Source organism: Gemella haemolysans, assembly GCF_012273215.1.
GTDB classification, from domain to species: domain Bacteria; phylum Bacillota; class Bacilli; order Staphylococcales; family Gemellaceae; genus Gemella; species Gemella haemolysans_A.
Genome location: NZ_CP050965.1, coordinates 858,982 through 873,577 on the forward strand (window position 1 = coordinate 858,982; position 14,596 = coordinate 873,577).

9 protein-coding genes are annotated in these 14,596 nt (G+C 32.1%); all 9 read right to left on the reverse strand.

The annotated features are described in order from the left end of the window. Positions 1–799: 799 nt before the first annotated feature. The 9 genes from FOC48_RS04125 to purD all read right to left on the reverse strand — a co-directional run bounded on the left by FOC48_RS04125 (position 800) and on the right by purD (position 14,595). Positions 800–1,804, reverse strand: coding sequence for a hypothetical protein (locus FOC48_RS04125; protein WP_003145949.1), 1,005 nt, complete (start codon positions 1,802–1,804; stop codon positions 800–802). A gap of 170 nt (positions 1,805–1,974) precedes the next feature. Further along, positions 1,975–2,736, reverse strand: a complete 762-nt coding sequence (locus FOC48_RS04130; RefSeq protein ID WP_003145948.1) for an SEC10/PgrA surface exclusion domain-containing protein — start codon at positions 2,734–2,736, stop codon at positions 1,975–1,977. 141 nt (positions 2,737–2,877) lie between these two features. Then, a complete protein-coding gene (locus tag FOC48_RS04135; protein ID WP_003145946.1) occupies positions 2,878–3,456 on the reverse strand; it encodes a hypothetical protein in 579 nt (192 codons plus the stop codon). Positions 3,457–3,537: 81 nt separating this feature from the next. Beyond that, positions 3,538–3,786, reverse strand: coding sequence for a helix-turn-helix domain-containing protein (locus tag FOC48_RS04140; RefSeq protein ID WP_003145944.1), 249 nt, complete (start codon positions 3,784–3,786; stop codon positions 3,538–3,540). Between the two features lie 321 nt (positions 3,787–4,107). After that, a complete protein-coding gene (locus FOC48_RS04145) occupies positions 4,108–5,394 on the reverse strand; it encodes an adenylosuccinate synthase (RefSeq protein WP_003145941.1) in 1,287 nt (428 codons plus the stop codon). A 352-nt stretch (positions 5,395–5,746) separates the two neighbouring features. After that, entirely contained in the window at positions 5,747–10,060 is a 4,314-nt protein-coding gene (locus FOC48_RS04150) for a trypsin-like peptidase domain-containing protein (protein ID WP_003145939.1), read from the reverse strand. Between the two features lie 249 nt (positions 10,061–10,309). Continuing rightward, positions 10,310–11,965: a formate--tetrahydrofolate ligase gene (locus FOC48_RS04155; RefSeq protein ID WP_003145938.1), complete on the reverse strand. Its 1,656-nt coding sequence runs from the start codon at positions 11,963–11,965 to the stop codon at positions 10,310–10,312. A gap of 39 nt (positions 11,966–12,004) precedes the next feature. Beyond that, on the reverse strand, positions 12,005–13,309 hold the full coding sequence (purB, locus tag FOC48_RS04160) for an adenylosuccinate lyase (RefSeq protein ID WP_003145935.1): 1,305 nt from the start codon (positions 13,307–13,309) through the stop codon (positions 12,005–12,007). A gap of 50 nt (positions 13,310–13,359) precedes the next feature. Beyond that, positions 13,360–14,595, reverse strand: coding sequence for a phosphoribosylamine--glycine ligase (purD, locus tag FOC48_RS04165; RefSeq protein WP_035466859.1), 1,236 nt, complete (start codon positions 14,593–14,595; stop codon positions 13,360–13,362). Between the last annotated feature and the right edge of the window lies 1 nt (position 14,596).

The following is a 14,596-nucleotide window of genomic DNA, read 5'->3' on the forward strand; positions in this document are numbered from 1 at the left end:
AATTTAAACAACTTTTCTTAAATTAATTTTTAATGGCAAGTTAACAAAATTATTTTTATAAACTTTAACTTTCTTTTCTATAAAATTATTATAACTTTTTCCCTTAGAATATCATTGTTAACGAAAAAATAACCAAAAGTGTTAACATGATACTTCATCCTTTGTTATAGTAAATAATAAGTACGGACTCTTATAGACATTTATTATTATAGCATTATTTTTTCATAATTTACGTTTTGTGTTAAAATTGTCACTTTCAAGCATATTATAGTTAATATTCGCAGGAAAGTGACATCAGTGACACTCTTTTGAATTTAATACTGAAATTATTTTTTAGGTAATTATTTTCTAAAATTCTTTAAATTAATTTCCATTATCATATAACAGTAAAAATCAAGTGAAAATCGGAATCTATTAAATGTATTAAATTCTGAGAAATTCATTGCCTTAAAATTTCTTTAATAAAAATTTAGCACTAAAATTTCATTAATTTATTTTTAAATTTTATTATCTTTATTTTTTCAATATTCCTTTTCAACTATATTCTTTTCTACCTAATATTTATAAAATAATTATCCCCCTTCCTAATAAAAAGGGAGACAATTAAACTATTATTTATCTTAATTATTTTCTTTGTTTTTACGTAGTCTCGCAGCTACTACTAGCGCTACTAATCCTGCTATAATTGCCGTTCCTGTTTGGCTTTCACCTATATTAGGTAGAGTAGTTAATCCATTTGAATTAACTCTTGGATGTTGTAAGTTAGGTTTGTTGTTTAATTTACCTGGTGCTAGGTCTCCTAGTTTACCTGGAGTTTGTTCTTTTCCTGAATCTTGTTCTTTACCTGGGTTTTGATCTTTTTTGATCCTTTTCCTGGTTCTCCTGGTTTTTCAGGATTCTTATCTTCCGGTGTTCCTGGTAAATTAGGTTTTTCTTCTTTAATAGGAGTTTCTGGAAGAGTTGGATCTTCTGGAATTATTTCAGATTGTCTTTTCCTCTCTTCTTCCTGTCTTAAGTATTTCTCTAAATCAAACTCAATTGGTTCTATTGAATTATCTTCATCTAATACAGCCCATTTGAAGTTTTCTAATTTATACTGTCTTTTAATCTTTTCGAATTCTTTAGTATCTTCTATCAATTGTTTTTTAATTGTATCTAATTCAGTATTAAGAGCTTTTAATTCTTCTTCTAACTTAGATTTTGCTTCTTGAGCTTTAGCTAGTTTTTCTTTATTTTGATCTAACTGAATTCTATCCATTCTTATTTTTTCTAAATCAGCTTTTGCTTTATTCAATTCTTCTTCAGTTGCTTTTACATCAGATTCTAGCTCAGCAATCTTAGTATTTACTTTACTAATCTCACCTTCAATATCTTTCTGCAATTCTTTAGCTTGGTCTAATAATTTAGCACTTTCTTCTACATCTTTTTGTGCAGAGTCTAAGTCAGCAGCTGATTTAGTCATTTTTTCAATATACCTAACATTATCTAACTCAAGTTGGTCTACAACTTTTTGTTGTTCATCTGCTTTAGTAGTTAAGTTGTTGATTTTAACTTCAACTTCTTGTACTTTAGCTGTTGCTTTTTCTGTTTGTTTTTCAGTAGCTTTAAGTTTATCTAATACTTTAGTAGCACTATCTAGATTAGCTTTAGCATCTACTACTGGTTGTTCTTTACTTTCGCGAACTTTTACAGCATCAACGTATGCTTTCTTGAAACTTTCAAGATCTGGTACTGCTGGTAATTCAACTGTATCTTTTGATTCATTAGAGTATTTAGCAATGAAGTTTTGTTTAGCTCTTTCCATTGCGTCAGCACTTGGGTCATCATAGATGAAACTTCTACCTTCGCTTCTACCTGGAATTGCCGCATTTTCTTCAAATTTAACATAAGAAATTTTAATTATACCTCGGTTTGGTAACTTAAGTAGTAATTTATAATATTCTTCAAGAAAATCAAGTGGTATAGGCTTGAATTTTAGAATGTTTCCAAATTCATCGTATTCAATATACTGTTTATTTTTTCAATAAATTCTTTTGGTAGTCTGTTGATATTGTAATCATCCCCTACGTTTTCGAAGTGAGCTACAGCAAGTCCCATTGGTGTTTTCGCTCTATATAATGATTCAGCATGACCATAACCACCTGAAATAGTTCCTTCATAAAAGAATAACGTTACTGAGTTATAAACATGTTCATATAGAGCGTTTCGTGACATTTTGTGGTCACTGAATGTTGTTGAACCTGCATTATAAAGGTTTTCATAGTAGTTAGCGTCTCTAATTAAACCATGTTTTGCTGCAACTTCAGAGATACCTTTGATGTAGTGACCTGCATTTAGGTTAGAGTGGTTATCTCTCATTACAGTTTCTGTGATTTCTTTTGCTAATTGCATTGAATTTTTGTTTACTTTTAATGGTTCAAGTCCGAATTGACTACGGATTTGATTTAATAAGTAAATACCATATTGTGACATTTTAAGTCTTTCTTCTTCAGACATATTTTTAAGATTGATTTCGTAATCATCTTCATGGCTATATCTGTCGTAAAGGAATTTGTGGTTAATTTCTTTTTCTATAGATTTTAATTCTTTACGCAACTCCTTACGTTTAGCGAACATTTCATCCATAGTTATACCTTCTTGTTTCCAGTTTAGAGTATAATCCATGTATTCTTTGAATTTATCTACGAAACGTAGATCTAATGCAATTTTATATTTTACATTTTTACCATAAGGCATCACTACAGCATCATATTCTGCTTTTTTAGTCGCTTAATCTTTTTTAGCGTTGTCTAAAACTGAACATGTGAAAAAGAAACTAAGTCACTATGTAGCAAATTAGTTTCTTTAAAATATATTATTCTATAAATACATCTATTGTTAAAATTCTATATCAATACCTGTATTATTAACTTTACAATAAGCTTCATAAGTTACATCCCTTACCTGTCTGTAATAAGAATCACCAGTAATCTCAGCAACAATATCTTCATATTTCAGAATTTTATTCGCTAAAATAACACCTTCTTCCTTATTTTGCCTTAAATATAACGTAGCCATTATTGCAACGACTTCCTTAGAAAAGGCAGCTCTATTTATTAACAACGGATTTTCATTAAATAGCTTAAGCGTCTCTTTGCATCTTTTCTCAGCTAATTCATAGTAACCAGCTCTTACTAAGAACGATAGCGCTACTTTTAACAAATCACAATATGCAGCACTCATATATTTACTCAAATAATTTCTTACTGGGATATTTTTAAAGCAATCTTCAATAACCCTTTCAATATATTCTACTGAATAATCACCTTTTGAAGACGAATATATTAAAATAAACAGTCCGTAAATTTCATCAGATCCCAATTTATCCAATGAATCAATTCTATCCTTTATTAATCTTCTATTCTCTTCAAATAATTCTTTATCCTTATCCCATAGAATATTATTTAAATAAATCAATATAGTTAATCTCTTACTAAAATCTATATCTTTTTTCTTTAACTCTTTTTTACATTCATTTACTAACTTTGATGAAGAACCTCATTGCAACAGTTTCTGTAATTTATTAGCAAATTCAGTAGTATCGAAGTCTGTATTATCTAAATAAAAAGTAAAATAATCTAGATAATTAATATTCAAATTGTCTAATAATTTTTCAAAAATAGAAATAGAAATACTAGTTTCATCAGCTTCAAAACGCATTAATGTTCTTGTAGATATCACATCACCTGCTACATCTTTTAATTTATACCCTCTTTCCTCTCTTAGTTTTTTTAAAAACTCGTCCATGCATTTTATTATCGTTCATTCTTCATCTCCTAAATTTAATACTAGCTAAAATTTATTACTATATTTATCTAAAATAGATGAAAGTAAATACTATTATAATAGTGATTTCTTCTATATTCTATCATTAAATTAATTCTTATTTTGAAATCGTGACAAAATTGTCTCACACCTTAGTGTTAACTCTTTTTTTCTATTTAAACATTTAACGACGTGACATTTTCGTCACATAATTATTTTTGCTTAGAATAATTTTTCTTAAAAATAAACCTCAAGGCATAACACTCTATACCTCGAGGTTTAATTCTTATATTAATCTTTATACTAATTCCATAAATCTTCTAATAGGTGTGTTTGAGTTCTGTCTGGCCCTGTAGAGAATACAGAGATTTTAACCCCTACTAATTCTTCGATTTTTTCTAAATATTTTCTTGCATTTTCTGGAAGCTCATTAAGTGATGTTACACCTGTGATATCTTCATCAAATCCTGGTAATGTTTCATAGATTGGTTTACAATCTTTAATGATGTTTTCATTAGCTGGGTATTCAGTTAAGATTTCACCTTTATAGTCGTATGCTGTACAAATTTTAATTTCTTTAAGTCCTGTAAGAACGTCTAAGCAGTTTACTGACAGATTAGTCATTCCAGATACACGAGCTGAATGACGCATTACTACTGTATCAAACCATCCAATACGACGTGGACGTTTAGTAACTGTTCCGTATTCATGACCAACTTCACGAATTGTATCTCCGATTTCATCGAATAATTCTGTTGGGAATGGTCCATCCCCTACACGAGAAGTATAAGCTTTTGAAATACCTAATACTTTAAGTCCATTTGTTGGTACGAATCCATTACCTACTGTGATTCCACCTGCAGATGGGTTAGATGAAGTAACATACGGGTATGTTCCGTGGTCGATGTCTAGCATTACACCTTGCGCACCTTCGAATAAAATATTTTTATTTTCATTTTGTGCATCTTCTAATACTTTAGAAGTGTCTGTAACATATTGAGCTAATTGTTTTCCATATTCGAAGTATTCATTGAAGATTTCTTCTACTGTGAATCCTTCAGTTTCATAGATTTTTTCGAATAGTTCATTTTTTTCTTTCAGATTTTGTTCTAATTTTTTCTTGAATAGATCAGCATCTAGTAAATCAGCGATACGAATACCACAACGTTTGTATTTATCTACATAACATGGTCCTATTCCCTTTTTAGTAGTACCAATTTTATTTTCTCCACGACGAGCTTCTTCAACCTCATCTAGTTTTAAGTGATACGGTAATACTACATGTGCTCTATTAGAGATTCTTAATCCCTTACAAGTAACTCCACTTTCTTTTAATCTATCGATTTCACTGCAAATCCATTTAGGATCTACTACTAGACCATTTCCGATAATTGAAAGTTTTTCTTCATTAAAAATTCCAGATGGGATTAATTGAAGTTTGTAAGTTTTTCCATCAAACTTAATAGTATGTCCTGCGTTGTTACCCCCTTGATAACGAGCAATTACATCAGCGCGTTCTGCTAAAAAGTCGGTAATTTTACCTTTACCTTCATCTCCCCATTGTGAACCTACTACTACGATTATTGACATTAGTTACGCCTCCTGAAAGCAAATATTTTTTCCATTAATTATTATATCACAAATACAGACGTTTACAACCATTTTTTATAAAAAACTCAAAATTATCGGACGATATAGATCATTTTCACACTTTGTTCACTATTATGCGTTTTCATTAAAAACTTTTATAGTTTGGGAGTGACTCAAAAATCGTGATTTCGAAGAAACAAGATTTTGTCGAGTCACCCCCGCAAGTTTATTAGATATCTAAAAAGCGTTTTAAAAGCGATTTTAGATATCAATAAACCACTGCGTCTATGAGTTTTCATATACTCTTTATTAAAATTTAGGCCTTTTGGATCGACCTCTTTATGTTATTATATTATTTTTTTAGTTTTCGTTTAGATAACATCGTTGTTGCGACAAGTAACATTCCACCTAATACTCCACTTTCTACAGGTGTTTCTCCAGTATTAGGTAGTTTTTGGACTTGTGCTTTCTTAGACGCAGTAGTCTCATTTTGACTTTCAGTATTTTGAGATTGATAAACATCAACAGTTTCTTGTTTTTTGTTATCAAAATTCTCTAATTCAACTTTTTGATAAATGTAGATTTTATTCCCTTCGCCATCTACTTCTTTTTTTCCTGTATATTTATAGCCTTTTAGCTCTTTTGGCTTTTCAGAAATTGCTAAAACATCTAAAATATTACCTTTTTCGTCTTTTAAAAGAGCTACTTTTAGTTCAGGTAATTGTTCTTTTACTGTTGCTGTTTCTGAATTTACTCCAGCTTCGAACGGTATAGTTTCTTCTGTCACTACTGATTCTGCGGGATTCACTCCGCCTTCGAATGGTTTTAATTCTTCTACAGTTGGGGCTTTTTCATCTGATTTAGATGTTATAACACCTGATTTATCTTTCTCATAAATGTAGATTTTATTTCCTTCGCCATCTACTTCTTCTTTTCCTGTATATTTATAGCCTTTTAGCTCTTTTGGTTTTTCAGAATTCGCTAAAACATCTAAGACATTTCCTTCTTCATCTCTTAAAAGTGCTACTTTTAGTTCAGGTAATTCTTCTTTAACCGATGCTATTTCTGAGTTTACTCCGCCTTCGAATGGTTTTAATTCTTCTGTCACTACTAATTCTGCAGGATTCACTCCACCTTCGAACGGTTTTAATTCTTCTACAGTTGGGGCTTTTTCATCTGATTTAGATGTTAAATCCTCACTAGAGATTTCTTCTTCTCTTTCTGTTTGAATTATGTTTCCTGTTTTTTCATCAACCGTATATACAGTCGTTACTTTTACCTTCTTCCCATTTTCTCGTTGAACTACTTCTACTTTATCCTTCGCTGGAACTTTCACTACTGTTTCTGTTGCTTCTTTTATCTCTGGCATTCCTGTTCGCTCAGTTACTTCGCCTGTTTTCGGATTTACTTCGTACGTTGTTGTTACTTTTCTTGTTCCTTTTTCTCCAAGAACAGTAATATTACTTTGGCCTTTTTCTCTCGTACTATCTTTTTCGTATCTTGCTGAACTTGGGATTTCTGTTACTTCTACTTTATCTTTCGCGGCAACTTTAACTACTGTTTCTGTTGCGGCTTTCACCTCTGGCGTTCCTGTTCGCTCTGTTATTTCTCCTGTTTTTGGATTTACTTCGTACGTTGTCGTTACTTTTCTTGTTCCTTTTTCTCCAAAAACAGTAATATTATTTTGGCCTTTTTCTCTCGTACTATCTTTTTCATATCTTATTGGACTTGGGATCTCTGTTACTTCTACTTTATCCTTCGCTGGAACTTTCACTACTGTCTCTGTTGCTTCTTTTATCTCTGGCGTTCCTATTCGCTCTGTTACTTCTCCTGTTTTCGGATTTACTTCGTACGTTGTCGTTACTTTTCTCATCCCTTTTTCTCCAAAAACAGTAATATTATTTTGGCCTTTTTCTCTCGTACTATCTTTTTCGTATCTTATTGGACTTGGGATTTCTATTATTTCTACTTTATCTTTCGCCGGAACTTTTATTATTGTATCAGTTGCTTTCTTTTCTGTTTTCTCTACAGTTTCACTTATTGTTCCATCTTTTTTATTAAGTGTATATTTTGTAACTTCTTTTTCATAACCATTAGAACCTTCTATGCGCTTGTTAGGTAGTCCTCTTGCTTTTTCTTTATCTGCTATATATTTTGTATTTGACAGAATTTCCTTTGTATTTTCTATTGGTTTAACCCCTACTTTAACTACCTCATCAACAGCTGGTTCTTTAGTTTCTTTTTCTTTTATTAACTCTCCATCTTCATCCTTGATGTAAGTCGTTTTAAGTGTTCCTTCAATACCTTTTTTAATTACAGACCTTTCGCCTTTGTTTAGTTCTTTGTCTGCTACATATTTTGTATCAAAAGGAATTTTTTCTTCTTTCTCAACTAATGATTCAATTTTATATAATCCTGTTTTTATCTCAAAATCTTCTTTAGTAGCGGTATCTATTTTTTTCTCAAATAATATATTTCCATCAACAGATAATCTTATTTTATCTTCAGTTCCTATTTTTTTTATTCTATCACTGAACCATTGTTTTAATTTAGAATCATCTTTTAAATCCTTCAATTCAAATTCAGCAACATCGCCGTAGTCTACATTTTTTTCTTCTCTATATACAGGGGCTTTCGGATTACCATCAATATAAGATTTTACCCAATCGAGTTGTTCTTTAGAAAAGACTAATCCACCACTTCTTTCCCCAACGACACCATTTTGATGCACTCCGATAATTTCACCTTTATCATTATAAAGTCCACCACCTGATGCACCTGGTTTAGTACCCGTATATCCAATTCCAGTTAATCCAGCACCTCGATCTACTACATCGGTAACTTTAGTGTCGATAACTGGCTTTAATTTACCATCAGGAAAACCATAAACTGACACTTTATCACCGCTATTTACAACAGATACATCTTCTTTTACAGCAGCAGGGGTAACATTATCCACAACTTCTTTAAACTTAACTAAAGCAAGATCATGCGTAAATCCAACAACTGAATCATCTTTTTTCCAATAATGAATATCAGAGTCTGTAAAGAATACCTTTTTCCCATTTGGAAGTACTGCATAATATTTTTTATCATTATTACCAGTAGCTTTTTCCGTCACCTTACCGTTCTCAAACTTCAAGAAGTTATGAGCAACTGTAAGTAATAAATCTTTTTCAATTAATGTACCCGATCCTGTGCCATCAGGAGTTACTATAATCGCTGTTGCATTGAAATTACGCAATCCGTTCGGTGCATTCTTCACCTCTTCACTCGGTTTAGGAAGCGTAACATCACCAGATGTATCAACTTGGCCAGGTTGTGTTCTAACGAAGTTGTCTCCTTTAATGATAGCATCAATATATGTATTTCCTAATGATAGTTTACTTACAAAGTCTTTAGACCAATTTTCATTAAATTTCTTATTAATCGCCTCTCCATCTATAGACACAATTGTGGCGTTAGGATTTTTACCAAATAAATCTTTATTTTCCTTGTCTTGTTTAAAGTCATAATTAACCGCAGAACCTACGTTACCTTGCGCGACAACTCTTTCTACTAGTTTTTCTCCAGCTTCATTCTTAATTCTAAGTACTACTTTTCCTTTCTCTGTACCTGATAGTAATCTTCCACGTCCATTACTATCAAATGAGTATCTAGCACCATCTATTTCTCGCTCTGTACTAACTAACGCCCTATGGTTGTTATCATAATAATATTTATCATTCCCATTAACAAACCAACCTTTAATACCATGTTCTTCTATTATCTTGTTTATCCAAGATCTATGTTTATCAGTGAAAAATAAACCTCCTCCATGCTGCTCGGCGTCAGTTCCTGCGTCCGTATTTGTACCGTGTTGATGAATACCTACAACTTCACCTTTATCATTAAAGATTGGCCCTCCTGAAAATCCACCTAAAGCACTCGTATTATAAGTACCGTCACCAGTAGTTGTATTTAGGCTTGATAGTATCCCTGAGATTTTATACATTTTTCCATCTTTTAATCTTGCTTTCGTTGCTTCTGACAATCTTTTCGAAGAGAAATCATTCGGATAACCTATCAAAGTAATATTATCACCTTGACTAGCAACACCAAGTTCACGTGGTTTATCTTCACCATTTGTCATCGCCTCTACAGGTCGTTCTGTAACTACAGCTGCTAAATCATTTTCATAAGATTTAGCAAATTCTTTCTGATTATAGTAATGAATATTTCCTTTTGGTATGATATCAATAGTTCCATTCGCTGGTGTATTGTTACGTTTTTCCGTATCAGAGTTCATAACAACATAGCTTTGGGCACTATTACCTCCACGAACATAACCCGATCCAGAAGCTTTGTCTTTATCTAAATAATTATGAGCAACTGTCACCATAACATTCGGTGCGACAAATACTCCACTACCTGAAGCAACCTGTTTTGATCCATTGCTATCAAAACTAGTATAGGTCATAGCCACACCGCTAGTCTCTTTATTGTGAACATCTGCATCCACAATATCAGCTCCACCTTTAACAACTGCGGCTTGTGCCTCCTTATTTACTATTTGGTTGTTATCAGTTAGTCCATATACTAAAATTCCACAAAAACTTATACATCCAATTAAACCATACTTTTTAGTTTTTCTGAAAAAACCATATGTTTTCTCGTTTCTTATCATTTATATTTCCTCCTGTCTTAATTCCTCTATAAATATTAATGGAAATCCCCATTAATATAAACATAAAATAACTCAATATATACTTTCTCAAGTATATTATAACCAAAATAATAAATAAGTCTATAGTTATTTTTTATTTTTGTATTTACATTAGTTACATGTATAAAAATTCTTTAATACACTATATTTTTCCTTAAAAAAGTAAAGAGCTAGACAAGTCTAACTCTTTACTTTTTTAGGAATATACTACTAGAAAATCCCAATGATTGTTTCTGTTTCTTCATCAATATCGATATTTAATGCACTTGGCATTTTTGGAAGTCCTGGCATTGTTAGTACTTTATTCGCATATGCTACTACGAATCCTGCACCACTTCTTAATTTAACATCGTTAATAGTAATGTTAAATCCTGTAGGACGCCCTTTGATTTTTGCATTATCTGTTAATGAAGCTGGAGTTTTCGCCATACATACTGGTAAATGCTTGAATCCAAGACTTTCGATTCTTTCGATTTCAGATTTTACTTCATCTGAGAAGTTAACTCCATCTGCTCCGTAAATCTCACGACATACTGTTTCAATTTTTTCAGTGATTGAAGCTTCGTCTTTGTACAATAATTGTAGTTCTTTGTCATTTCCTTCTACAGCTTTTACTACTTTTTCAGCTAGGTCTATTCCACCAAGACCACCTTTTTCCCATACTTCTGTACGAGAGAATTCTACGCCTTGTTCTTTAGCCCAGTTTTCTAAGAACGCTAGTTCTTTTTCTGTATCAGTAACGAATACATTTAGAGCTACTACTATTGGTAAATTAAATTTACGTAAGTTTTCGATATGTTTTTCTAAGTTTTGAACACCTTTAGCTAATGCTTCTAAATTTTCTTCTTTTAGATCTTTTTCTTCAATATCACCGTGTAGTTTTAATGCTTTAATAGTTGCAACAACTACTGCAGCTTTTGGTCTTAAACCTGACTTACGACATTTAATGTTTAAGAATTTCTCAGCTCCTAAATCAGCTCCAAATCCTGCTTCTGTAATTACGTAGTCAGCGAATTTTAATGCTGTTTTTGTAGCTAAGATTGAGTTACACCCGTGTGCAATGTTTGCGAATGGTCCACCGTGAATAATCGCTGGATTGTTCTCTAATGTTTGAACAATATTCGGTTTAATTGCATCTTTTAATAATGAAGTTATAACACCTTCAATTTTCAAATCTTTTAGGTAAACTGGTTCACCTTTTTTGTTGTAAGCAACAAGAATATTACTTAATTTTTCTTTAAGATCTCCTAGTCCTTCTGATAAACATAAGATTGCCATGATTTCACTAGCTACAGTAATATCAAAACCATCTAGACGTTCTAAATCAGTCCCAGCATTAACTTTAATATTACGTAAATCACGTGCATTCATATCCATAACACGGTTAAAGACAATTCTATCAATCTCTAATTCGTTACCTTGAAATACGTGGTTATTTACTAATACTGCGATTGCATTGTGAGCTGTAGTAATAGCGTGCATATCTCCTGTAAAGTGAAGATTAATATCTTCCATTGGTACAACTTGTGCATATCCTCCACCAGCTGCCCCACCTTTTCTTCCTAATACAGGACCTAAAGATGGCTCACGGAGTGCAACACAAGATTTTTTCCCGATTCTGTTTAATCCATCAGATAAACCGATAGTTACAGTACTTTTCCCTTCTCCACTTGATGTCGGGTTTATAGATGTAACTAGTACTAGTTTTGCATCTTCACTAATATCTTTTTTGATATTTTTTGTTTGGATTTTCGCTTTGTGATTTCCGTATAATATTAAATCTTCTTCTTTTATCCCTAATTTTCCTGCTACTTCAGCAATATGTTTCTTTTCACATTCGTTTGAAATTTGAAAGTCTGACTTCATTTAATCTACCTCTTTTCTTTTCGCTTTGTATTTTTTATTTTAATCTTCCAATCCTGGAATACGTTTATAGATTTTATCGATATTTACTAAATGTACATTTAGATCGAAACAACTATCTAACACTTCTTTAGAAACTGTATTTTTAATAGTTTCATTTTCTTCAAGAAGTTCTCTAAATGGAATACCTTCGAACCATGATTTCATCGCTAGTGGTTGTACTAAATCATAAGCTTCTTCACGTGAGAATGAGTATTTTTCAATAAGATTACTCATAGTTCTTTGAGCGAAAATTACACCGTTAGTTGCATAAATATTTTTAATCATGTTATCAGTAAATACTGTTAGATTTTTCACAACATTAGTAAATCTATTTAACATGTAGTCTAATAACGTTGTAGCATCATTACTTAAAATTCTCTCTGCACTTGAGTGAGAAATATCACGTTCATGCCATAACGGAATATTTTCGTATGCTGCAAACATATATCCACGCATAATTCTAGCACATCCTGCCATGTTTTCACTTGAGATTGGATTACGTTTATGAGGCATTGCACTTGAACCTTTTTGATTTTTCGAGAAGAACTCTTCTGCTTCTCTTACTTCTGTACGTTGTAAGTGACGAATTTCCACCCCAATTTTTTCGATTGAACTTGCGATTAATGCTAAAGTTGCATAGTAATCTGCATGTCTATCACGTTGAAGTGTTTGCGTTGAAATATTACTTGATTCAATTCCTAATTTTGCACAAACATAGTCTTGAACTTCTGGTGGTGTATTTGAAAATGTACCTACAGCTCCAGAGATTTTCCCTACTTCGATAATTTTTCTAACTTCATTGAAACGTTTAATATGACGGTTAAATTCATCATAATAAAGAGCGAATTTTAATCCAAAGCTACTAATATCAGCATGTACTCCGTGAGTACGTCCGATACAAGGTGTAAATTTATATTGTAATGCTTTTTCTTTTAATACTTCTTGGAAGTTTAGTAAATCTCTGTAAAGTATATCATTAGCTTGTTTATATAAATATCCATAAGCAGTGTCAACAACATCAGTAGATGTTAATCCGTAGTGCACCCATTTTTTCTCATCGCCTAGATAACTAGAAACGTTACGAGTGAATGCTACTATATCATGCTTTGTTTCTTTTTCTAATTCTAAAATTCCTGGTAGGTCAAATTTTGCATTAGCGAATAATTTTTCAACATCTTCTTTTGGTACAACCCCTAATGTACTCCAAGCTTCTGTCGCATAAAGTTCTACTTCTAAATATGCTTTAAAACGATTCTCATCGCTAAAGATATTACGCATTTCTTCTCTACTATATCTTTCAATCATTGCAATAATCTCCTGATGTTTTTTTATTTCAATCGATCTATCTAAAAATATTATAAAGACAAGTGACCGATGTCTTTTCTGTAAAATAGTTCTTCACATTCTATTTTTACTATCTCATTATACACTTTTTTATATGCTTCTTGCAAGCTCTTTCCTTGCGCACATACTAATAATACACGTCCACCATTAATCACTATATCATCACCTACTCGCTTAGTTCCCATATGGAATACTGGTGTAGACACTTTATCCAAGCCATGTATTACAGCCCCTTTTTTACTATGTTCTGGATATCCTTTCGCTGCCATTACAACCCCTATAAACGCATCCTCAGACCAAGTTAATTTCACTTCTTTCCCATCAATAATATTATTAGCAATTTCATATAAACTACTTTCTAAAGACAGCAGTAAAATTTCACTCTCTGGATCTCCAAAACGAACATTAAATTCTATAGTTTTTACGCCATCATGACACTTCATAAGACCTGCATATAATATTCCATAAAATGGCATTCCCTCATCACTCATAGCATCAACCATCGGTTGAACAACATTTCTAACCCCTTCATCAATGTCATCTTGAGTAATTTTCTTAAGCGGAAGGTATGCTCCCATTCCACCTGTGTTTAATCCTTCATCATTATCAAATGCACGTTTATGATCTTGAGCAATTTTCATCGGATATACTTTTTTATCAGAAACAAAACACATTAGCGAAAATTCTTCACCTTGAAGAAATTCTTCAATAACAACGCTAGAACCAGCCTTATTGAACTTAGCATTACACATCATTTCCTTAAGTTCAATTTGTGCTTCTTCTAAAGTATTCGCTATAATTACACCTTTCCCTGCAGCTAAGCCATCTGCTTTAAGAACAATCGGTGCTTTTTGCTTACTTAAGTACTCTTTTGCTTGTTCATAATCGTTAAAACTTTCATATTTTGCTGTTGGAATATTATATTTTCTCATCATCATTTTTGAAAATACTTTACTTCCTTCTAGTTGTGCTGCAAGCTTAGATGGTCCAAAGGCGCGGACACCTACTTTTTGTAATTCATCTACTAATCCATTAACTAATGGCACTTCAGGTCCAACGAAAACAAGATCAATATTGTTTGTTTTTGCGTAGCTTGGTATTTGGTCTTCTGTTAATGCTACACATACTCCAAATTGTTCAACTGCAGGATTAATTCCTGCCATATGTACTTCATGCCCCTCTTTGTGGAATTTATAAGCGATAGCGTGCTCTCTACCGCCGCTTCCTACTACTAATATTTTAGCCATA

Excerpts from the sequence above, each read along its gene's own strand:
- purB (WP_003145935.1), bottom strand. The coding sequence starts at position 13,309 with ATGATTGAAAGATATAGTAGAGAAGAAATGCGTAATATCTTTAGCGAT.
- FOC48_RS04140 (WP_003145944.1), bottom strand. The coding sequence starts at position 3,786 with ATGGACGAGTTTTTAAAAAAACTAAGAGAGGAAAGAGGGTATAAATTA.
- FOC48_RS04155 (WP_003145938.1), bottom strand. The coding sequence starts at position 11,965 with ATGAAGTCAGACTTTCAAATTTCAAACGAATGTGAAAAGAAACATATT.
- purD (WP_035466859.1), bottom strand. The coding sequence starts at position 14,595 with ATGGCTAAAATATTAGTAGTAGGAAGCGGCGGTAGAGAGCACGCTATC.
- FOC48_RS04145 (WP_003145941.1), bottom strand. The coding sequence starts at position 5,394 with ATGTCAATAATCGTAGTAGTAGGTTCACAATGGGGAGATGAAGGTAAA.
- FOC48_RS04125 (WP_003145949.1), bottom strand. The coding sequence starts at position 1,804 with ATGGAAAGAGCTAAACAAAACTTCATTGCTAAATACTCTAATGAATCA.
- FOC48_RS04150 (WP_003145939.1), bottom strand. The coding sequence starts at position 10,060 with ATGATAAGAAACGAGAAAACATATGGTTTTTTCAGAAAAACTAAAAAG.
- FOC48_RS04130 (WP_003145948.1), bottom strand. The coding sequence starts at position 2,736 with ATGCCTTATGGTAAAAATGTAAAATATAAAATTGCATTAGATCTACGT.